This window comes from Leptodesmis sp. (assembly GCF_052746595.1).
On sequence record NZ_JBRAGO010000083.1, the window covers coordinates 1 to 20,071 of the forward strand.

General features: G+C 49.7%; 23 protein-coding genes and 1 riboswitch. Of the genes, 14 read left to right on the forward strand and 9 right to left on the reverse strand.

All coding sequences use genetic code 11. The features are described from left to right. The 4 genes from ACUVQO_RS16875 to rfaE2 form a co-directional block, all read right to left on the reverse strand. The coding region (locus ACUVQO_RS16875; RefSeq protein ID WP_445927009.1) for a glycosyltransferase family 2 protein at positions 1-1,116 on the reverse strand (1,116 nt) is incomplete at its 3' end. A gap of 603 nt (positions 1,117-1,719) precedes the next feature. Beyond that, complete coding sequence (locus ACUVQO_RS16880; protein WP_445927010.1) at positions 1,720-3,171, reverse strand: GAF domain-containing sensor histidine kinase; 1,452 nt, start codon at positions 3,169-3,171, stop codon at positions 1,720-1,722. 204 nt (positions 3,172-3,375) lie between these two features. After that, positions 3,376-4,122 (reverse strand): GUN4 N-terminal ARM-like repeat domain-containing protein, encoded by a 747-nt coding sequence (locus tag ACUVQO_RS16885; RefSeq protein ID WP_445927011.1) that lies wholly within the window; start codon positions 4,120-4,122, stop codon positions 3,376-3,378. A 126-nt stretch (positions 4,123-4,248) separates the two neighbouring features. Next, positions 4,249-4,779, reverse strand: coding sequence for a D-glycero-beta-D-manno-heptose 1-phosphate adenylyltransferase (gene rfaE2 / locus ACUVQO_RS16890; RefSeq protein ID WP_445927012.1), 531 nt, complete (start codon positions 4,777-4,779; stop codon positions 4,249-4,251). A 609-nt stretch (positions 4,780-5,388) separates the two neighbouring features. Here rfaE2 and ACUVQO_RS16895 point away from each other — a divergent pair. Further along, positions 5,389-5,580 carry a DUF2949 domain-containing protein gene (locus tag ACUVQO_RS16895; RefSeq protein WP_445927013.1) on the forward strand — a complete coding sequence of 64 codons (192 nt, stop codon included), beginning with the start codon at positions 5,389-5,391 and terminating at the stop codon, positions 5,578-5,580. Between the two features lie 192 nt (positions 5,581-5,772). Here the strand turns inward: ACUVQO_RS16895 and ACUVQO_RS16900 are convergent, their stop codons facing one another. Next, positions 5,773-6,927 (reverse strand): pyridoxal-phosphate-dependent aminotransferase family protein, encoded by a 1,155-nt coding sequence (locus tag ACUVQO_RS16900; RefSeq protein WP_445927014.1) that lies wholly within the window; start codon positions 6,925-6,927, stop codon positions 5,773-5,775. 272 nt (positions 6,928-7,199) lie between these two features. Between ACUVQO_RS16900 and ACUVQO_RS16905 the strand changes: the two genes are divergently transcribed. From ACUVQO_RS16905 to ACUVQO_RS16915, 3 genes are all read left to right on the forward strand, one after another. Then, positions 7,200-7,382: a type I restriction-modification system subunit M N-terminal domain-containing protein gene (locus ACUVQO_RS16905; protein WP_445927015.1), complete on the forward strand. Its 183-nt coding sequence runs from the start codon at positions 7,200-7,202 to the stop codon at positions 7,380-7,382. A gap of 142 nt (positions 7,383-7,524) precedes the next feature. Then, entirely contained in the window at positions 7,525-7,845 is a 321-nt protein-coding gene (locus tag ACUVQO_RS16910; protein WP_445927016.1) for an N-6 DNA methylase, read from the forward strand. 34 nt (positions 7,846-7,879) lie between these two features. Then, a complete protein-coding gene (locus tag ACUVQO_RS16915; RefSeq protein ID WP_445927017.1) occupies positions 7,880-8,113 on the forward strand; it encodes a Uma2 family endonuclease in 234 nt (77 codons plus the stop codon). Here the strand turns inward: ACUVQO_RS16915 and ACUVQO_RS16920 are convergent. Beyond that, positions 8,058-8,213 (reverse strand): hypothetical protein, encoded by a 156-nt coding sequence (locus ACUVQO_RS16920; RefSeq protein WP_445927031.1) that lies wholly within the window; start codon positions 8,211-8,213, stop codon positions 8,058-8,060. The genes ACUVQO_RS16915 and ACUVQO_RS16920 overlap by 56 nt on opposite strands. On the opposite strand from ACUVQO_RS16920, the gene ACUVQO_RS16925 reads away from it, so the two are divergent. From ACUVQO_RS16925 to ACUVQO_RS16945, 5 genes are all read left to right on the forward strand, one after another. Next, positions 8,178-8,885: a DEAD/DEAH box helicase family protein gene (locus ACUVQO_RS16925; protein ID WP_445927030.1), complete on the forward strand. Its 708-nt coding sequence runs from the start codon at positions 8,178-8,180 to the stop codon at positions 8,883-8,885. The genes ACUVQO_RS16920 and ACUVQO_RS16925 overlap by 36 nt on opposite strands. Before the next feature lie 12 nt (positions 8,886-8,897). Further along, positions 8,898-9,707: a type I restriction enzyme endonuclease domain-containing protein gene (locus ACUVQO_RS16930; protein WP_445927018.1), complete on the forward strand. Its 810-nt coding sequence runs from the start codon at positions 8,898-8,900 to the stop codon at positions 9,705-9,707. 94 nt (positions 9,708-9,801) lie between these two features. Further along, positions 9,802-9,924, forward strand: a complete 123-nt coding sequence (locus ACUVQO_RS16935; protein WP_445927019.1) for a hypothetical protein — start codon at positions 9,802-9,804, stop codon at positions 9,922-9,924. A 222-nt stretch (positions 9,925-10,146) separates the two neighbouring features. Next, entirely contained in the window at positions 10,147-11,001 is an 855-nt protein-coding gene (locus tag ACUVQO_RS16940) for an ABC transporter permease (RefSeq protein ID WP_445927020.1), read from the forward strand. Positions 11,002-11,089: 88 nt separating this feature from the next. Next, entirely contained in the window at positions 11,090-11,377 is a 288-nt protein-coding gene (locus ACUVQO_RS16945; RefSeq protein ID WP_445927021.1) for a DUF2470 domain-containing protein, read from the forward strand. Positions 11,378-11,678: 301 nt separating this feature from the next. Here ACUVQO_RS16945 and ACUVQO_RS16950 read toward each other — a convergent pair whose 3' ends face one another. Together ACUVQO_RS16950 and ACUVQO_RS16955 are read right to left on the reverse strand one after the other, a co-directional pair. Next, a complete protein-coding gene (locus ACUVQO_RS16950; protein ID WP_445927022.1) occupies positions 11,679-12,113 on the reverse strand; it encodes an MGMT family protein in 435 nt (144 codons plus the stop codon). Next, positions 12,110-12,265 carry a DUF4058 family protein gene (locus ACUVQO_RS16955; protein WP_445927023.1) on the reverse strand — a complete coding sequence of 52 codons (156 nt, stop codon included), beginning with the start codon at positions 12,263-12,265 and terminating at the stop codon, positions 12,110-12,112. The genes ACUVQO_RS16950 and ACUVQO_RS16955 overlap by 4 nt, the downstream gene beginning before the upstream one ends. Positions 12,266-12,352: 87 nt before the next feature. Between ACUVQO_RS16955 and argJ the strand changes: the two genes are divergently transcribed. Next, positions 12,353-13,594 carry a bifunctional ornithine acetyltransferase/N-acetylglutamate synthase gene (gene argJ / locus ACUVQO_RS16960; protein WP_445927024.1) on the forward strand — a complete coding sequence of 414 codons (1,242 nt, stop codon included), beginning with the start codon at positions 12,353-12,355 and terminating at the stop codon, positions 13,592-13,594. Positions 13,595-13,659: 65 nt separating this feature from the next. Here argJ and ACUVQO_RS16965 read toward each other — a convergent pair whose 3' ends face one another. Then, positions 13,660-15,216 carry an anthranilate synthase component I family protein gene (locus tag ACUVQO_RS16965; protein WP_445927025.1) on the reverse strand — a complete coding sequence of 519 codons (1,557 nt, stop codon included), beginning with the start codon at positions 15,214-15,216 and terminating at the stop codon, positions 13,660-13,662. Positions 15,217-15,687: 471 nt separating this feature from the next. Then, positions 15,688-15,806, forward strand: a riboswitch (Glutamine riboswitch). Positions 15,807-15,840: 34 nt separating this feature from the next. On the opposite strand from ACUVQO_RS16965, the gene ACUVQO_RS16970 reads away from it, so the two are divergent. From ACUVQO_RS16970 to ACUVQO_RS16985, 4 genes are all read left to right on the forward strand, one after another. Continuing rightward, positions 15,841-16,290 (forward strand): DUF4278 domain-containing protein, encoded by a 450-nt coding sequence (locus tag ACUVQO_RS16970; RefSeq protein ID WP_445927026.1) that lies wholly within the window; start codon positions 15,841-15,843, stop codon positions 16,288-16,290. Between the two features lie 357 nt (positions 16,291-16,647). After that, complete coding sequence (locus tag ACUVQO_RS16975; RefSeq protein ID WP_445927027.1) at positions 16,648-17,217, forward strand: glycosyltransferase family 39 protein; 570 nt, start codon at positions 16,648-16,650, stop codon at positions 17,215-17,217. A 3-nt stretch (positions 17,218-17,220) separates the two neighbouring features. Next, entirely contained in the window at positions 17,221-18,222 is a 1,002-nt protein-coding gene (locus tag ACUVQO_RS16980) for a hypothetical protein (protein WP_445927028.1), read from the forward strand. A 156-nt stretch (positions 18,223-18,378) separates the two neighbouring features. Then, entirely contained in the window at positions 18,379-19,998 is a 1,620-nt protein-coding gene (locus ACUVQO_RS16985; protein ID WP_445927029.1) for an alpha/beta hydrolase, read from the forward strand. The last annotated feature ends 73 nt before the right edge of the window (positions 19,999-20,071 follow it).

The window sequence follows — 20,071 nt, forward strand, 5'->3', positions numbered from 1 at the left end:
GCCCAGAGCGCTAATCCGAATGCCGGTATACATATCTTCAGAAACACTGCGAGTAACAAAGCCGCCAACTTCTGCTAAAACATCGCGCCGCACCACAAAAGAGCTACCATAACAGGCAGTACTATTGGCTCCATCCCGAATAAGTTGATAGTGACGGGCAAAGGTTTCGTTTTCATGGGGCACCTCTTTTTCAATGCCCAGATTGCAGGCCAGTGGATCGGGATTGTAGAAGCACTGATGAGTTTGCACCATGCCGATCGTGCGATTCTGGAAAAAACCAACGGTGCGGCTCAGGAAGTCTTTAGTGGGAATAAAGTCAGCATCGAAAACCACAATCAGATCGCTGTGAGTCCGGGCGATTGCATAGTTCAAATTTCCAGCCTTGGCATGCCGATTTGAGGGACGAGAGATGTAGTGACAACCCAATTCTCGTGCCAGTTGTCGAACTTCTGGGCGATCGCCATCATCCAGCAAATAGACCTGTTTGTTGGCATAGTTGATTGCCTGACAACCAATTACCGTGCGCCGTAGAATCACTACTGGTTCGTTGTAAGTAGGGATTAGGACATCAACCGAGGGCTGAAATAAACCTTGATTGACAGCCACCGCATACTGATCAGCTTCATGCCGTCGATCTCGCTCTCGCACCATCAAAAACAACTGTACTGAATAGCCTGTGAGCATCACCATTTCCAGGCCAAACAGTACCAGACTGGTTATGCCATTGACAGGTGACGAGAAGTTCAGTGTAGCCAGCGATCGCCACAGAACATAGCGCAGAACTAATGCCAGCAGCATTGCAACTATTAGCAAGCGTGACCAAGCTCGTGGTTGAGGTGAGAACCGGATAATTGATTGTGCAATCAGCAACACAATCAAACAGAGTATCCAGCCTGCACCCTGGGATGAAACCCGGAGATCGTTCGCGAATTCCTGATGCCACTCTGCGATTGCAGAAAACCAGGGAAAAGCATTTTCTTGGCAGGAGCGAGTTAGCGCGATCGTTCCAAAGCTGGTTGCAATACCCAGTAATAACAGCCCTAGCCACTGGAAGGGAAATCTGATTCCCCAAGGATAAGATTTAGCTCGTTGAGCGTGATATCGTCTTGTAATCACCGCAGTTAGCCTATTGAAAATTCAGTGGGCAAAAAATTTTGGTCACTTATCGCAAGGGAATGTAGGCTTTGTCACTCTTGAGACAAATAGCCCTTAGATTTGTGTACACATGCAGATACGGGTAGGAGACGGTATCAGACGCAAAGGTTTACGTATTTTAACAATTCTGGCTAGCAAATAAACGGTCTGGGACAACCTTTGACAGCTCCTATCTCTGATAGGAGGTCTATTGATTTTGTTCCCATTTACAAAAAAGAACCTCAGGAAATTAGAAACTGGATGAGCAGGAACTGTAATTGATTACTAGGTTAAGAGGATGTTTTAAAAGTCACCCTAGCGACCGAAGTCACGGCTATAGGCAGAAAACCTGCCGATGCAGGTTACTGAAAACCTTAATTTTATTGAGTCTGCGCCAACAGACTGGGTGAGTGTAGTCACAGTTTTAACCGCCGAATACTTTTCAAACGCCCTCTAAGAAGAACTATGAAGAAATGGCAGAAGGCAGAGGATAGAGGGCTGAAGGAGTGCTTTTTGCCTTCTTCTACCTTCTGTCTTCTGCCTTCATCAACTGATGAATTAACCTTTGTTAGTAGTGAATTTGCTTTACTGTTCCTCAGTTGGCTCTGCCAGACGTGGCAAGTTAATGACATAGCGATATCCTGATTCAGGGGTACCCTGGACTGTAATTTTGCCTCCGTGAAACTCAGCTAATTGCTGGCTAAGCAGTAGTCCCAGATTTTTTCGAAGGGGTTCATTTGGTATTGCTGCTTCAGTGGCGAAAGTACTGAGCTTCGTAGCGCTATAGGTTTCATCGACCAGTCCAACACTTGCTTGCAAGTATTGATTTGCAAGTTCCTCCTGCTTCATCACGGTAGCAGCAGTTCCTACCAGGGCTGCCGAATTATAGATTTCGGAGTAGGGAAGCCCTTCTCCTAACCAGGGGTGCGATACCCAAATGGATAGATTTAAGCTGTTTTCTCGGCGGGAAACGTGCAACCGCACAATACTACCTGCTGTTGAAGTTTGAATCACGCTAAACATCAGGTAATACACCATTTGCCGCACTTTATCTTTATCAATTAGCCAGATCCGCCGCCCCGGTTCAACGGTCAATCGAATCTGCTGTTCTCGGCGCTGGGCTGCCTGCTCTAGGCTTACAATTGCCTGCTGGCAAAGCATTTCAATGTCCACAGAGTTAAGATTCAAGCTCTGCTGATCGTTCTTCACTTCAGATAAATGAACAATTTCATTCATCAAAGACAGGAGATATTGCCCACTGTTATGGATGATGTTGAGATATTCCTTCTGTTTACTGGTTAATGGCCCGTAAATTTCTCGGAGCAGGACACTGGCCATCCCCATCACTGAAGTTAAAGGAGTTCGTAATTCCTGAGTTAAATGTCCCAGTAAATCGACCCTGGTTTGGTCAATGGATGGTAAACAAATAACATTGGGCACTGCAGCAGGGTTGGGTTCTGGCCTGGAAGCGATCGACTCTGCTGGTTGAGAACGCTGCTGTTCAAACTCGCTCATGCACCAGCGAGCCATTAATTGTAAAAAGGCAATGTCTCGGGTACCAAATTTGCGCGGAGTAACATCCAGAATAGCCAGGGTGCCAATGCAAACATCCGTAGATGTAATTAAAGGAACACCCAGATAAGCCCGGATGCCGTATTGATAGACTAGGGGACTGCTGGCAAAAGCTGGATGAGCCAGGGTATCTTCAATGATTAAGGTTTGCTGGCTATCTACCACGTGGGTGCAGAAAGAATCCAATCGGGGCAACTGACGAGAGGTTGCCAGGGCATTCATTAATCCCAGAGTCGATAGACCAACCGCTGATTTAAATCGCTGGCGATCGCTCTCCATCACTCCCAAAATACAGATCGGTATTTCTAAAGCTTGGGTAGCAGTTTGGGTAGCTTCTTCAAACACTGGGATACTCTCCATTTGCAGTAGCCCAAGGTCTGTAATGGTGCTCATGCGCTGCTCTTCTCGTGCTGCAGCGGTCAAACCATCTAAGCGACAAAATAACCGATTTTCGTAACTGATCATACCGACGCATAACCCCCGTTTTATTTTCTACCAGAATTCCCGCCCAACCCTTGCAATGAACGGCAAAAAGACAGGGGAGAATACGGAATTTTGCAGGCTGGAACTCAGAGAAACAGGAAGATTTACGGAACTCGGTAATCAGAGTTAGAGAAAATCTTGCGCCAATTCAAAAGCCAAACTCTAAAATCCAAAATCCAAGATTTTTTATCTCCAGGCTGGATGGGCCATCAGGGAGGCCATTACCCGTACTCCTCGTAACTGATTTGAAAGCGGCAAGTGGCCTCTAGGAGCGGTCAGGTTCCAGGTAAATTCCTGGGGATAGCGTGTCCAATTATTGCCGTCTTTCCAACCAATTTTGGGCCAGAGTTTGTCCCAATTTTTGCCAACGCTTAACCAAATTTCTCGCTGCACCGAGAAGCCAAAAAGCCCTTCAGAATGAACCAGCCAGAGAGCATTAATGGTTTGTAAATCAGTAATGGGAAATTGATCGACCTCGGTAAAGTAAACCCATTTTCGCTGAATGGCTTGTGGCCCTGCCAACTCACACAACTTCTGTAGAGTCAGCTGATCGGCTGCTTGAAAGTCTTGTTTAGCGAGGAGTTGTTGCAAAGGGCGGTAGTCGATCGCAGCCTGCGATCGCAATGGCACTACTCCATCTGGGAAATGAGTCTGCAAAAACTCAGCCGAGTCTGGTGTATCAGTCGCCAACAGGCTTTGATAGACTAACCCAGCAACCAGATTCGGTTTGAGAGGGCTGGCAGAAGAACTGGAGGGTGAGTCTGCTAAACCCTGTAACGCTGATTTTTGCTCTAATAAAAACTGCCTCAATACGGCCAATCCTACCTCCTCTTTGGTGGCCAATTCTTTCACCTGTTGCAGTTGATTCTTCTCAGAGGCTGACTTAAGAGTGGTTAACAGATCATCTAAATTCGCGGCACCGGATTCAGGCATAGAAGAAGCGGAATGGGTAGAAAAACTATTCATCTATAAGCAGATAAAAGGACTCTTGATCGGGTGGGGATCAGTCTAAATTCTATCGTTTACCGTCTGCCACTTCCCTTCTATTTGGCTGTCTATCTAGCCCGCTACTTGCCAAATCCGCTGAATCAGGCCAGAGGTGGAACTGGGGATTTCAATCTGAATTAGCTCTACCCGCCCACCATAAGCATGAACAATTTGCGCTTCGGGGAGGGTGTCAAGTCGATAGTCCCCACCTTTGACATAAATGTCTGGCTGCAGGGCGGCAATCAGGCCACTGGCAGTTGTCTCATCAAATAGCACCACTCCATCTACCGACTTGAGCGCTGCTAAAACTTCGGCTCGTTGAGCTTCTGGCACGATCGGACGTGGTGGCAAACCAGCGGGTTGAGGTTTGATCGTGCGAACGGAGCGATCGCTATTGAGGCCAATCACTAATGCCTTCCCCAGCACTCTCGCTGCTTTCAAATAACGCACATGACCTGCATGCAGCAAATCAAAACAACCATTCGTAAATACTAGAGGTCGCCACTGTTCAGGATTGGCTGCGATCGTCGCTTGTAGTTCCGCCACCTCATACACCCCTTCAATCCTGTCCCTCACCTGCGAATCACTATCTTTCTTTCCCATCTATTACAATCCTTCCGAATGAAACCTATACCATTTTGGATTTTGGATTTGCGATTTTGGATTACAGGTTGCCTGTTGTCCCTTGTCTCTCGTGAACAGCCAATAAACCAATGACCAATGACGATTCTTCCTGATTTCCTCTCCCCTCTCTCCTTTTTCACACTTATTTAAGATTCTTTCAATTATGCTGCGCGAATATACGCTAATCTTTCGTGAGGCCGAGTCTTGAGGAATCCGGTTCACCTAAGCTTTGTTTAATAAATTCTATCTGTAAAGCTTTGAAAAGGGGCTGTATCTGCCTTAGACCGATCCTCTAAGCTAGATGAACCTTTTTCAGAAATGCATGTGAGGAGACGCAAATCAGTAGATGGAAACAGGTATACGTTGTAGGTGCATCCGAACCTGTCAGATTCACTGCCCGTTCGTTACACTGCATCTTACTGATGGGACTTTTCCCCGGATTAACAGGATCTCCGTAAGAAAACTGAGGTGACACTCGATCGCTTACTGAAAGCCTGTAAGTCCACAGATGCAACGGGTTAAGATAGCCTGCTTTAGTGGGCAATAACTCGTATCCACCCTGGTGCCCTGATTAGGAGGTGAATTACCGTGGGACCATCAACTTATGCTCGGCTCATTCGATTTCTTCAAGAAGACCTAGCTCTTTCGGCATCGTCGATTTCCATTGCACTCCGCCATCTGGAGCAAGATCCTGGCCCCTTGCCAATGATCCTCTGGCAATATGGTTTAGTCACGCTTGAGCAATTAGACCGGATTTATGACTGGCTGGAAAGTACTTAGCTTAAGGCTGCTTAGATCGATTTTGTTGCTTCAGAAGAATATGAATGAATCCGTCAATTTGTTCTGTCGCTCTACGTTCCCAGTGTGTTCCCCATCAGCTTGATTTTAATTTCCGTAATAACACAATACCAATCAATAATTAAGAGCGGGTTTTGATGTCAGCCCGCTCTTTTGATTTTTTATTTTGATTTTTTATTGAAGATCTGCAATCACTTTAGCCGCTGCATTCACACCAGCTCCGGGTGTGAACCGTTCGTAGCCCAGTTCCAGTAAGGTGGCTTCCAGCGCACTCACAGCAGTCAGAATATCGCGATCGCTGACAAATCCCAGATGTCCAATGCGGAAAATCTTGCCCTTCAGATGATCCTGACCACCTGCTAAGGCAATATCAAACTGCTTCTTCATGATTGATCGCACCTTCTCTGCATCCACCGTGTCGGGAATCACGGCAGTAATTGCTGGACTGGCCGCTTCATCAGCCGCAAAGAGTGGTAAGCCAAGTGCTTTCATAGCACTCCGGGTTGCCTGAGTGAGTCGGGCATGGCGGGCAAAGATGTTTTCTAGTCCTTCTGCTTTCATCATCCGTAAGGCCGCCTGTAGTGCGAAGAACATATTCACCGGAGGTGTGAAGGGAGTTGTATTCTTGGCCGCATCCTTCTTGTACTTGCCCAAATCCAGGTAGTATTTCGGTAGTTTGGCGGTCTTGTAAGCTTCCCAGGCTTTGGGACTGATGGCAACAAAGCCCAAACCGGGGGGAATCATGTAACCCTTTTGCGACCCGGAAGCCACGACATCCAATCCCCAGGTATCTACGGGCACGTTATAGGCTCCCAAACTGGTTACGGTGTCTACCATCATCAAGGCTCCGTGGGCTTTCACATGACGGTTGATGGTTTCCAAATCATTGAGAACACCGGTAGACGTTTCGCTGTGGGTGACAATCACCGCTTTGATGGTTTTCTCGCTATCCGCCTCCAATTTTTCCTGAAATTGGGCTGGATCTAGTGGCTTACCCCACTCCGCCGTAATTTTTTCCACCTGCAGCCCATAAGCCTCAGCGACTTCGGCCCAGCGATCGCCAAACTTCCCATTGCAGCCTACCAAGACACGATCGTTGGGACTGAGGAAGTTAATAATTCCAGCTTCCATGGCTCCCGTACCACTTGTGGTCAGAATTAGGAGGTCGTTCTGGGTCTGGTGCAGCCACTTCAGTCCTTCTGTCACCTCTGCCATGATTGCGGAAAAGTCGCTGCTCCGGTGGCCCATCGGGTGTTTCGCCATCGCCAGCAAGACCTGTTCGGGGACGGGTGTGGGTCCCGGAATCATCAGCATCAGTTTATTATCCATGCTCTGTCCTAGCCTCTAGAAAATTGAATACTTGCGCGGCCTGATCGAGGATTATAGCCTCAGCCTTCAGATCTCCTCCTGCCTATATTGTTTGACTTAAGGATTGTCAGCCTCCTCTGGAAGTTACTGCACAAGCAATCATCCATTGTAAGGCGGCGGGTCGATCGTCAACATTGTTATCTCGGTTATCTCGCTACAGTTAAAGACTAATCAGGGCGATCGCTTGACCTTGCATATAATGGTTCCTTAGTGAACAACCGCTCCCCTCCCCGATGCCCAAATCCTCGCCGTCTCAGACTAATAATGGTGCTAACCTTGGTTATGAAGCCGAACTGTTCAAGGCGGCGGATAAGCTCCGGGGCAATATGGAGCCGTCAGATTACAAGCACGTTGTTTTGGGGCTAATCTTTCTCAAGCATATCAGCGACACTTTGCGGCGCGGCGACAGGCATTGATGGCAGAATTTCCCAGCGATGGGGCGGTTCTGGAGGAGCGGGATGAATCCTTACTCAAACCCGTCCGTACGGGGCACGGGATAAAAAGTTGAGAGACCGCCGAGGGGAGATTCTGTTTATTGATGCCCGTAAGTAGGGCTACATGGTCGATCGCACCCGGCGAGAGTTGAACGATGTAGAGGTGGTGCAGATTGCCGATACCTACCACCGCTGGCGTGAGGGAAACGGTTATGAAGATGTGCCGGGGTTCTGTAAGTCGGCGAGTTTGGAGGAAATCCGGGGGCATAATTATGTGCTGACCCCTGGGCGCTATGTGGGGGCAGCGGTGGCTGAGGAGGACGATGTACCTTTTGAGGAGCGGATGGCGGAACTGACGGCTAAGCCAGCGGAACAATTTAAGGAGTCGGCGAAATTAGAGGCGGCGATTCGGCAGAATTTGCGGGGGCTGGGGTACGAGCTTTAAGCTGAGATGGTAACTTTGGGATTAGGAGAGTTCTATGATTGCTGCCAAAGAGCCGGGTCGCCACTTTACACCTGAGGAGTATTTTGCTTGGGAAGAACAGCAGTTAGAAAAGCACGAACTGATCGATGGTCGCATGTATGCGATGACTGGCGGCACGCAAAATCATAGCGCGATCGCAATTAATTGCGGGCGTCTTTGCCAAACACCGACTGCTAGAGCTGATCCAACACTTCACCGTCTTTGCCGATACTGGCTCCGGTATCCGTAAAATCATCGCCGGCTACCACCAATTCCACGCCGTCAAAAAGGCAGTAGAACGCGCCCTTAGTGCTATCCAAAGCGATCGCAAAGTGGGGGTCATCTGGCATACCCAAGGCTCCGGCAAAAGTTTCTTGATGGCCTTTTATGCCGGACAACTGGTGCGCTGCCCCGAACTGGAAAATCCAACCATTGTGGTGATTACCGATCGCAACGACCTGGACGATCAACTGTTTGGCACCTTCTCGATGTGCCGCGATCTGATTCGGCAAACACCCCAACAGGCCGACAGCCGCGAAGATTTGCAAGCCATCCTTAACCGTGCCTCCGGTGGCGTCGTCTTCACCACCATCCAAAAATTTGCCCCCGCCAAAGGGGAAACCACCTATCCGGTGTTGAGCGATCGCCGCAACGTGATTGTGATCGCTGATGAAGCCCACCGCAGCCAATACGGGTTTAAGGCCAAAGTCGATCAAACCAGCGGAGCAATCGCCTACGGCTTCGCCAAATATCTGCGCGATGCTCTCCCCAATGCCTCCTTCATTGGCTTTACGGGCACCCCGATTGAAGCCACCGATGTCAACACCCCCGCCGTATTTGGCGACTATATTGACATCTACGATATCAGCCGCGCCGTGGCAGATAGTGCAACTGTGCCCATCTACTACGAAAGCCGCCTGGCCCGCATTGAATTACCCGAAGATCAAAAGCCCCAGATTGACGCCGAAATCGAAGAACTGTTTGAAGATGAAGAACAAACCGAGCGGGCACGACTGAATTAAAAATGGGCCACGGTGCAAGCCTTGGTGGGCGCAGAAGAGCGATTAAGGTTAGTTGCCGCTGATCTGGTCAGCCACTTTGAAAACCGCATCGCCGCCCTGGAGGGCAAGGCCATGATCGTCTGCATGAGCCGGGCCATCTGCGTCAAACTTTACGATCAGATTGTGGCCCTCCGTCCCGATTGGCACTCCCCTGACGACAACGCGGGCAAGCTCAAAATCGTGATGACTGGCTCTGCTGCTGATCCCCCGGAATGGCAACCCCACATCGGCAATAAAGCCCGCCGCGACCGACTGGCTAAACGCTTGAAAGATCCAGAAGACCCCCTGCAACTGGTGATCGTGCGGGATATGTGGCTCACCGGCTTTGATGCGCCCTCGCTGCATACGATGTACGTGGATAAACCCATGCAAGGGCACGGCTTAATGCAGGCGATCGCCCGCTATCACACCAACGCTATCAGCACCGTGGAAGTCCTGCAAGAACTGATCGACCTTGCCCGCGATATTAAAGCTGCCCGCCAGCGGGGCGAAGAACAAGGACTGTCTGCCGATGAAATCGCCTTTTACGATGCCCTGGCCGAGAATGAAAGCGCTGCAGAAGTGATGGGCAACGATCAGCTCAAAGTCATTGCCCATGAACTATTGATGAGCTTGAAATCGAACATTACCGTCGATTGGGCACACCGAGAAATCGCCCGCGCTGACCTGAGGCGTACTATCAAACGCATCCTGCGCAAATATGGCTATCCCCCAGACTTACAAGCTGCTGCCGTTCAAACTGTCTTGCAGCAAGAAGAGGGATTTGCACACGTGAGCCGCTAGGTGAGTGGACTGCTGCTGAGTGAGAATAAGACCTTAAGTGGCTTGTCAGAGCAAAAAATTAGAGAGATTTGCGTTTGCTAATGAAAAGCAAGCTGTGGGACAACGGCTCTACAGTCTCACCCGTGGGGTTTATCATCAACTGCTACATCTGCTGCAAGGGCTGTTTGCTCAAGGACAAACCTGTGAGCAGGTGCTGGAGGCGATTATGCCAAGCTAAGGTGACCTGCCCTTCTTATTCTGTCGTCGTAACTTTCTAAGTCCTGTAACAAACCACATCTGGCTGGCATTTGTATCTGAAAGGTAGGGGTAATCGCAGAGGTGGCAGTGTGCGTGAAATACTTTTGAAGGATGAATTATGAATTTTGAATTCCGACCATAAGTTCTGGCAGATGATGGGTAGGATGCAAGTCAGTGCAAACTTCATCAGCCTTCTGTTCGGATGACTACTTTGTTGGCCCAACGAAATTGGCAGCGCTTCTGGCGTTCCTCAGCGGCAAGAATTGGGTCAGTGCTGGCGATCGTCCTGCTCTTGCTGGCGCTGTTGGCTCCGATTTTACGTCCCTATGATCCCACCACTGACCGAGATTACCTGGCTCGGCTGGCTGCTCCTAGTTTGCAGCACTGGTTTGGCACGGATGGATTAGGACGGGATATTTTCACCCTGGTCTGGTACGGAATTCGCACTTCGTTGTTAGTAAGTGGTACTTCCGTAGGACTGGGACTAGCTGTTGGAGTCATCCTGGGTTTGCTGGCAGGGTACGGACGGGGAATTAGTGAGGGCGTGATTAATTGGCTCACTGACATTCTCTTGGCCTTTCCCTCAATCCTATTGGCGATCGCGATTGTCACCGTTACTGGCCCCAGTTTGCAAAGTACCATGATTGCGATCGGGGTTGTGCAAATTCCCATCTACATTCGCCTCACGCGATCGATGGTGCTGTCCTTAAAAGAGCAAGAATTTGTGCAGGCTGTCCGGGCACTGGGAGCAACCTCTCCCCGAATTCTCTGGCACCACATCCTACCAGCCAGCCTTGCCCCTCTGATTGTGCAAACCAGCTTGTCGATCGGAACTGCCACCCTGGAAGCTGCAGGACTAGGATTTTTAGGCTTAGGTGCCCAGCCTCCCACCCCAGAACTGGGAACAATGGTTGCAGATGCCTTTAAAGCAGGCTACTCTTTCTCTGCTCCGTGGACAATTCTGTTTCCTGGTCTGTTTATCACCCTCATCGTGTTGGCGTTCAATCTTCTGGGGGACGGTTTACGAGATAGCTTCGACCCTCGCTCCGAGAGGTAATTTGGAATGGGCATAAAAATGGGATTTCCGTTCTGGCTTCTGCCATTTTCATAGGATAATGTTGGACGTTTCGAGGCAGGAAATCTCTATGGCTGATCTAATTACTCCGCAAGTGAGCGATCGTATTTGCAAGCACATGAATGAAGACCATGCGGATGCCGTTGCCCTGTATGCCAGAGTTTACGGCAATACACCGGCGGCAACTCAGGCCAAAATGCAATCTATTGATCCAGAAGGTATGACGTTGACGGTTCAAGTGAATGGTACAGCCACTCCGGTTCGCATTCAGTTTGATCATGTGCTGCAAGATTCTGAAGATGCTCATCAAACGCTAATCGCAATGGTAAAACAGGCAAGACAGCAGCGGCAGGAATAATCGCCGATTGCCAGAAATCTTGAACGAGATCGCATCTCTCCCATAGATTTAGAAGAATCCACAGAAACCCATCATGTCAGGTGTTTCCTGTTAGATAGCAATCGCAGGAGTTTTCCTTCTCAGATCTTCTCAGATATGGCTCTTCCACTATCTACACCTTCAATCACAATCCGGGTAGAATCTTACGTGCAAGCGACCCCCCTTAATCCTTTCGATAATCTTGAGTGTCTCTCGTTTATTCCTTGCCAAAGAAAGATAAAGGATAAGAGTCAAGGCAAAGTTACCTTGTAGACCTCGGCCCCTATCCTTCCAGAGTCGGTTTCCACAAATATTTTCGCAGATCGATCTTGCCTTGAGGGTCAAATGCGATACCTTCTGCTGCCAAAAGCGATCGCTGCAAATAATCCGACCCATAGCGCGCCAGAGACTGCGAAATTTCCCCTTTGGCATTAATCACCCGATGCCAGGGAATCCCTGAATCTGGAGCTACTCGATACAGAGCATAGCCAACTAATCGTGCCCGTCCTGGTAAATTAGCTAGTTCTGCAATTTGGCCGTAGGTGGCGACCTGCCCGTAGGGAATTTGGCAGACTACCTTGTAAATGACAGGATAGGAAGACATGGGAGGGTAGGAGGGGGAGTAATGGGGTGGAGGGGTCAAGGGAAGATGGAATTGAGGAGGAAGGATCGGTTTGAGGACGGCGATCGCCCCGGCTGACCAGGCTGCGATAGTCACTTGCAGGGACAGTTCCCCAAAGCAGTTCGATACCTGGGCCGCAATTGAGGATTCAACGTTTCCGCCAGAATAATAATTAACAAGTGATGAACTTCTGTCCCTAAGTCAGGATCTTCTGGATACGGATTCATTCCCGGCAATGGCGAAGGCATAGGAGAAATGCAATTGCGAGTAATCCGATTGTATCCCCCATCTCCCTGCTATAATCGCGTCGCAGGCATGGATACACGGAGGACAGCATGGCAGATTGGCAGGAGATTCCTGGAGGCATTACCGCACCTAAGGGATACCGGGCAGCAGGGATTACCGCTGGATTGAAGCCTTCGGGATTGCCGGATTTGACCCTGATCGTGTCTGATGTGGAGGCGATCGCGGCGGGAGTCTTTACCACCAGTGTCGTGCGGGCCGCCTGTGTGGATTATTGCCGCGATCGCTTGCGGGAAAAAACTAGCGCCCGTGCCATTCTCTGCAATGCCGGACAGGCAAATGCGGCCACGGGAGAACAGGGATTCATTGATGCGATCGAATCGGCTCAGGCATTAAGTCAGGTGTTAGGGGTGCCCTCGGATTCTATCCTGCTGGCTTCTACAGGAGTGATTGGGCAGCGGATCAAGATAGATGTGCTGAAAGCGGCGTTGCCAAAGCTTGTCGAGTCGCTGTCCGATACGGGTTCCGATAGTGCCGCAAAAGCGATTTGCACCACGGATACTGTGACCAAATCGATCGCGCTGGAAGGTCAGTTTGGTGATCGGCCAATCCGGATTGGGGGCATTTGCAAAGGGGCGGGCATGATTCACCCCAACATGGCTACCATGCTTGGCTTCATTACCTGTGATGCAGCGGTATCTCCCCATCTCTGGCAGGAAATGCTGAGTCGAGCCGTTAACAAAAGTTTCAATCAAATTACAGTCGATGGGGATACCAGTACCAACGATACGGTGCTGGCGCTGGCGAATGGGGAATCTCGCACTCCCGCAATTACAGAACCTGGCCCGGAAGCCGATCAGTTGGAAGCGATGCTGACGGCAGTGTGCATTCATCTGGCAAAGGCGATCGCCCGCGATGGGGAAGGAGCCACCTGTCTGATTGAAGTGCAAGTGTCTGGTACCAGTGATGATGCGGCTGCTCGTCAGATTGCCCGGACGATCGCTGGCTCCTCCCTGGTCAAATCTGCTATCTTCGGCCGCGATCCGAATTGGGGACGAATTGCCGGAGCGGCTGGACGGGCAGGAGTTCCTTTTAATCAAGAAGACCTGCAAATTAAGCTGGGCGACTTCTTGATGATGGAACACGGACAACCACAACCGTTCGATCGGGCTGCGGCGAATGCCTATTTGAAAAAAGCGGCTGAAGGAGCCTACCTGAAAGACGATACCGTACTCATCTCAGTCAAAGTCGGTACTGGCGCTGGCACTGGTACAGCCTGGGGTTGCGACCTCAGCTACGATTACGTCAAGATCAATGCAGAGTATACGACGTGATGGGAATTGGGGCCTGGAACTCGTCTTATCAGAAGATTAGCTATCAGCAGATGAATCAGGAATGGCTATTCGCCCAGACATCGAATGGCTTCCAGTAATCCTCTGGCTTTGTTGAGGGTTTCTTCGTATTCTTTTTCGGGGACTGAATCGGCCACCAGTCCGGCCCCCGCTTGCACACTTACTTGATGCTGACCATTTGGTTGGCGACGCACAACCATAGTACGAATGGCGATCGCTGTATTCAACTGTCCTTCAAAGTCATAAAATCCATAGGCACCGGAGTACGGCCCGCGACGACACGGTTCCAGATCATGAATGATCTGCATCGCCCGAATTTTAGGCGCACCGCTCACAGTTCCCGCTGGAAAGCAGGCTTTCAAGAGATCCCAGGCCGTTTTACCGGGAGCCAGTTTACCAATCACATTACTGACAATGTGCATCACATGAGAGTAGCGCTCAATCACCATTAACTCATCGACCTTCACCGTGCCATTCATGCACACCCGGCCCAAGTCATTCCGACCTAGATCAACCAGCATGACGTGTTCGGCAATTTCCTTGGGATCCTGGAGCAGATCACTGGCCAATGCCCTATCTTCAGCGGCGGTCTGTCCTCGACGACGAGTACCCGCAATCGGCCGCACCGTGGCAATCAATGGATCGTCTGGATTGTGTCCCCGCTCGGCCTTCACCATCACCTCCGGACTAGAACCAATGATCTGCCAGTTGCCGAAATTGAAATAGGCCATGTAAGGCGAGGGATTAATCAACCGGAGCGATCGGTACAGGGCAAAGGGATCACCACTGTACTCGGCTGATAACTGCTGCGAGATCACCACCTGAAAAATATCACCTGCCCGGATGTGAGCTTTGGCTTTTTCAACGGCAGCACAGAAGTTTTCCGGGGTGAAGTTGCTAGCGTAGAAGGGAGGAAAGGAGGAAGCAGGGGATGGTGGGGGTGGGAGAGAGGAGGGGGGGTGCCATGCTAAGAGGCGGGCTTGTTCGGAGAGGGGAGATTGGAGTTTGTTGACGAGATGGGAGACGCGATCGCAGGCTTGCTGATAGGCGGTTTGCAAGTCAGTGTTGGGATCGCGCAAGTCAGCGTAGGCGATCGCCCAGATTTTGCGTTTGACCTGATCAAAAATCAACAAATTATCCACCTGCATCCACAGGCCATCGGGCAGATCCTCTGCAGTGGCGGGATAGATGGGAACACGAGGTTCAATCCAGTGAATCAGTTCATAGCCCCAGAATCCAAATAGGCCACCGATTCCTGGGGGTAATTGGGGCAGCTTCACGGGATGGTAAGGTTTCAGGCACTGAGTGAGGGCTGCAAATGGATCACCTGTAAAGACCTGTGTAGAACCATCACGGTAGGTTTGGGTAGTTCTATTGCCTCTGGCTTCCAGTACCCAGAGTGGGTCACACCCCAGTAAGCTATAGCGCCCGATGCGTTCTCCCCCTTCTACGGATTCCAGCAAAAAACTGTAGGGTTGTCCGGCACAGACGCGATACCAGGCGGAAACGGGAGTATCCAGATCGGCGACCCATTCCTGATACACCGGAACAAAGTTTCCTTCACGTGCCAGGGCAGAGAACTGAGAAAAATCAGGAAAAATCATAACAGCAAAGGGAGCCAGAAGTTAGAGGATCAAGCAAGACGATCGTCAAGAAAAATGATGAAACAGGAATCTGATGGGTTGCGGCTAGGCCTAACTCATCCTACAAGATCGAGCGATCGCACTTATCTTTTAGCACCAGATGCTTACCTCATTGTGTACGGTGGGCGATCGTTCCATAGTTTCAAACCCTGGGAAACTCAAATCACTCATTACTTTAGCCATGCCGAATTCGGTGCTGGTGGTTGAAGTGGTTTCACCGGGGAATGAAAACATACCAAATTACCAGCGGGACTACGAGGAGAAACCCAAAGAGTATGCAGCACGGGGCATTTGAACACTGACCCTTGCATCCCAATAAGACCTCGCAGGTCTGTCCCCACCCTACTCACCAGACTCCATACTTTCACTCATTGGATTCATCCACTGGGGTGATCTTTTGATGGAAAGAAAAGGTATACTGGAAATGTAAAAATCGTTCATCTCCAAGCTCGATCACAAAAAAGCTCAATCACAGAGAAAGCTTGATCACAAAGATCTGATCACACATAGCAAGGAGACGGAAGTAGGGAATTTTCCCGAAGGAACGCGCCTTCACATTCATCGCAACATCTGGAGGCGAATCCTATGAAGCTTTTATACCGTGGCGTTAGCTACAATTATGCTCCTGCAACCGTTGAAACAGCTCCAACGGGTCTGGCTGGTAAGTATCGGGGAGCGGCAGTGAATTTCCGCACTGCAACTCAACCCATTGCCACCCATCCTGCTCTAGAACTTATCTATCGTGGAGTGCGTTACCAAACGGGAGTTGCAGACTCAGCAATGGTTCCTCAAGCTGCAATTGCTGGAGAACCGTATGAACTGATTTATCGCGGAGTTCATTATCAAGGTGGGACTCCCAAAGCAGCTGCTGCCAAGGCAGAAACCGTCACGGAAACCTGCCGTCAACTGATTCGGCGCGATCGCTTGCATACTGAAAAGCGAGAACTCTCGGTATTAGGGCGTTTTGTTCAAGCTGTTGAAGCTCCAGAAACCGTTTGGTCAGCTTACGATCTGTATCAACCGGCGGCTAGCTAAGGTAATTTCCTCGGTGGGGCGTATGGCTGTACGCCCTGAAGAAGAGGCACCAATTTCAGGTAAACTAAGACAATTTTGGGGAGTGTCATATAGCACTCCCCTTTTGTTGTGAATGGGGGATGAGGGAACCGGATAGGGTAGATAAGTTGCTGGATTTGTTTCACAACAGACATAGCTGGACATAGATGAATCTCTGCGATCAGTGAAGCGAAACAAGTTTGGGGGCTGCAATATATCCATGATGTCGATACGATGAACACACTACGCCAATTTTTTGAGCGAGAGATTGCGGCTCGATTTCCTCCAGCCCAATTGCTCTATTGGACGTAGCCGATTCTGGTGGTGTAGAGGTTGCTGATGCAAAAGCAGGTAATTCAGTGGTTGAGGAGTGATTTTGCCGTCCTCTGGGTTCTCGCATTGCTGAAGTTAATACTGCATTTTGCAACCAATGGGCAATATGGCTACCATTTGGACGAGCTATATTACATGGCTTGTGGAGATAGATTAGATTGGGGCTATGCAGAGTTGCCTCCCCTGGTTGCAGTCGTCGCCCACTTCAGTCGATCGCTGATGGGTGATTCCCTATTTTCAATTCGACTTTTTCCAGCGATCGCAGGAGCATTGCTGGTCATTCTCACTGGCTTAATCGCTCGCGAATTGGGTGGAGGACGCTTTGCTCAATATCTGGCGGCGCTGTTGGTGGTGGTATCGCCTTACTTTTTGGCGATGCATACGATACTAACCATGAATGCCTTTGAGCCACTGATCTGGACTTTATGTAGTTATCTAATTCTAATTTGCATCAAATACCGCAGACCCCGGTTATGGCTACTCATTGGGGTTGTGATTGGTATTGGTTTGCTGAATAAGTTTTCCATGTTCTTCTTTGCTTTGAGTACCGTGATAGGGCTATGGATCACACAGTGACAGGTGCTTTCAAAGAAATGGTTCTGGTTGGGAGGAGTGATTGCGATCGTTCTGTTTATTCCTACTCTCATCTGGCAGGCTCAACATGGCTGGCCGTTTCTAGAGCAACAAAATGCTGCAAATTTGTATAGCAAAAAGCCATTCCCCGATTCAATCATTGATCTGTTGGTGCAACCTATCTTAATGATGCATCTGTTAGCTCTGCCCATTTGGCTGGCTGGGCTTTATTTTTATTTACTGTCTAAAGAGGGCAAACCCTATCGCCTGTTTGGTTGGATCTTTGTGATTACGTATGGGGTGTTTCTGTTGTTGCAAGGCAAGTCTTATTACCTGGTTCCGCTTTACCCGATGCTATTTGCGAGCGGGGCGATCGTGGTTGAGCAGTGGGTCAAGGGCCGGCAGCTATTCAAGGCGATTATCCCTGGAGTGTTGCTGTTCAGCACCATCCTGATGATGCCTATGACGCTGCCTGTGTTGCCCATGCAGACTTTATTGCAAATTTCGAGCTATTACTCATCCATCTATTCCCTGCCCGATCGCTCCGATGCAACATTAACGGCTCAAGAAGCACCGTTACTTTTCAGAGACATGCTGGGTTGGGAAGATAGAGTGGCCGAGGTTAGCCAGGTTTATCATCAGTTACCAGCCAGCGAACAGGCTCAAACGGCGATCCTGTCCTGGGAGTACCAGGATGCTGCAGCGATCGATTTCTACGGCCCTCGCTATGGTTTACCGAAAGGCATCAGTGGTGCCCATACCTTTTATTTTTGGGGTTATCGGCATTATTCGGGGGAACAGGTGATTAGTTTAGGAGGCGATCGCAATTACCTCCAGCAACTCTTCAACCAGGTTGAGCAGGTGGGTACTGTGACGCACGCCCATGTAGTTGGCCTTAAACGTCACACTCCCATCTATCTGTGCCGGAGGATCAAAGTTTCTTTCAGTCAGAGTTGGCCTGACTTCAAGGCTTATTTTGGCCATCCCTATGGATCGCAAATTGAATAAATTGAGTAATGGCCCAGTTCTCATCATCCGACTCTGCCGTATAGCCCTTAAGATCGTTATCAAGACAGCAGCTTAACAGGCAAGGATCCTTTAATGACAAACCGAGCAGCTTCTAGTTGCAGCCCCAAATTTCTCCCCCAAGGTAGGTAGTCAAGTATGCATCGAAAAATAGTTGACTTTGCGCTAGGGCTGCTTTCCGCATCATTCATCGGATCGGTAGTTTCCCCGGTAAAAGCGGCTGAGCGTGTCAACTTTAACTATGGCCCGCTAGATTTTTCCGTTTCTGTGCGATCGCTGGCAGCCTTTGCCAAAGACGGGACTGTTAACTCTGACCTGGCTTTTTTAATCAATCGCCTGAAACCAGAACAACGAGAGAAATTTCGCAGCTTTCTGACCTCCCGCTATCAATTCAGCCCCGTCCTGATGGCACAGTTTTTCTACTCATCTTTAGGGGAGCAGTTGCTGATGTACCTGGGAGAACTGATTCAGGCTCCCGCCAACCAAAATGGCTTTTATGGGATTCGGGCTGCACTGATTCAAGCTGCGGCTGATCCCAATGGCTTCAGTGCGATCGGGTTTCTGCAAAAATTTCCGACGAATATCCGGCTGAATACTAGGCGGATCTTGCAGCAGTGGAACCAGATTTCTGCACTAATGCAGGAAACTGAAATCTACATCACCACCTTAAAACAAACCTTTTCAGCCATTAAAGCTACAGAGCCAGCGATCGATTTTGGCAAATTGCCCAACCTGCAAGATCCAGGCCCATATCAGTACGTTAAGCAAACCAGGACGCTGCAAGATGATAGCCGCCAGCGGCAGTTTATCGTCGATCTTTACCTCCCCAATGTGCCCGAAGGAAGCTCCAGCCCCCTGGTTGTATTCACCAATGGCATTGGCACTCGGTTGGATCTCTATGACTATCTGGCGCAACATCTGGCCTCTTATGGATTTGCGATCGCCATTCCCCAGCACCCTGGTAGTGATGACTTGCAGCAGCAGGCATTCCTCAAGGGGATGTCTAGAGAGATGTTTCAAGCCACTGCCTTTATCGATCGTCCTCTGGATATCACCTATCTGTTGAATGAACTGGAGCGGCTCAACCCTTCTGAATTCAAGAATCAACTCAACCTCGAGCAAGTCGGTATTTTCGGGAATTCCTTTGGGGGGGATACCGCTCTGGCTGTGGCAGGTGCCCGCATGAATTTTCATCAGTTAGCCGCCGATTGTAGTCCCCAAAAGAATCTGGTGAATCTGTCGCTGCTGGTGCAATGTCAGGCGTTGCAACTGCCGCACAAAGACTATGACTTTCGTGATCCACGCATCAAGGCCGCTTCTGTTCTCTTCCCCGATAGCAACAGTCTGTATGGACAAAGTGGGCTGAGTCAGATCACCATTCCCGTGCTCTGGGGAGCCGTCAGTAAAGATATTTTCAGTTCTCTCGTATTAGAACAATTACCTGGCTTCCATGGGCTACGCACACCGGACAAATATCTGGTAGTGGCCGAAGGGATTGATCACCTGAATCTCAATTTTTATGCGTTGAGAACGCTGAAGACGATGGATCAGGCCGGTGCAGATGCGGTAACACTCAAGGCTCCCGAAGCGGCAAAAATCTATCTCAAAACATTGAATCTGGCATTTTTCCAGGTTTATCTGGCCGATCGCGCTGAATATCGCCCCTATCTCACCGCCTCCTACGCCCAGGCCATCAGTCAGGACTCCTACACTTTTGTGCTTTTAAAATCCCTAGCCGGGGTGTACTCCTCTAGATAATCTGGTTTCTAAATCAACTCCAGCTAGAGAACGGTCGTTTTTCTATAAGAGAAACTACGGTTCTGGACTTGGA

Bases quoted from the DNA above. Each gene is read 5' to 3' on its own strand.
- ACUVQO_RS16880 (WP_445927010.1), bottom strand. From the start codon at position 3,171: ATGATCAGTTACGAAAATCGGTTATTTTGTCGCTTAGATGGTTTGACC.
- ACUVQO_RS16885 (WP_445927011.1), bottom strand. From the start codon at position 4,122: ATGCCTGAATCCGGTGCCGCGAATTTAGATGATCTGTTAACCACTCTT.
- rfaE2 (WP_445927012.1), bottom strand. From the start codon at position 4,779: ATGGGAAAGAAAGATAGTGATTCGCAGGTGAGGGACAGGATTGAAGGG.
- ACUVQO_RS16900 (WP_445927014.1), bottom strand. From the start codon at position 6,927: ATGGATAATAAACTGATGCTGATGATTCCGGGACCCACACCCGTCCCC.
- ACUVQO_RS16905 (WP_445927015.1), top strand. From the start codon at position 7,200: ATGCCCAAATCCTCGCCGTCTCAGACTAATAATGGTGCTAACCTTGGT.
- ACUVQO_RS16910 (WP_445927016.1), top strand. From the start codon at position 7,525: ATGGTCGATCGCACCCGGCGAGAGTTGAACGATGTAGAGGTGGTGCAG.
- ACUVQO_RS16915 (WP_445927017.1), top strand. From the start codon at position 7,880: ATGATTGCTGCCAAAGAGCCGGGTCGCCACTTTACACCTGAGGAGTAT.
- ACUVQO_RS16920 (WP_445927031.1), bottom strand. From the start codon at position 8,213: ATGCCAGATGACCCCCACTTTGCGATCGCTTTGGATAGCACTAAGGGC.
- ACUVQO_RS16940 (WP_445927020.1), top strand. From the start codon at position 10,147: ATGACTACTTTGTTGGCCCAACGAAATTGGCAGCGCTTCTGGCGTTCC.
- ACUVQO_RS16945 (WP_445927021.1), top strand. From the start codon at position 11,090: ATGGCTGATCTAATTACTCCGCAAGTGAGCGATCGTATTTGCAAGCAC.
- ACUVQO_RS16955 (WP_445927023.1), bottom strand. From the start codon at position 12,265: ATGCCTTCGCCATTGCCGGGAATGAATCCGTATCCAGAAGATCCTGAC.
- argJ (WP_445927024.1), top strand. From the start codon at position 12,353: ATGGCAGATTGGCAGGAGATTCCTGGAGGCATTACCGCACCTAAGGGA.
- ACUVQO_RS16965 (WP_445927025.1), bottom strand. From the start codon at position 15,216: ATGATTTTTCCTGATTTTTCTCAGTTCTCTGCCCTGGCACGTGAAGGA.
- ACUVQO_RS16970 (WP_445927026.1), top strand. From the start codon at position 15,841: ATGAAGCTTTTATACCGTGGCGTTAGCTACAATTATGCTCCTGCAACC.
- ACUVQO_RS16975 (WP_445927027.1), top strand. From the start codon at position 16,648: ATGCAAAAGCAGGTAATTCAGTGGTTGAGGAGTGATTTTGCCGTCCTC.
- ACUVQO_RS16985 (WP_445927029.1), top strand. From the start codon at position 18,379: ATGCATCGAAAAATAGTTGACTTTGCGCTAGGGCTGCTTTCCGCATCA.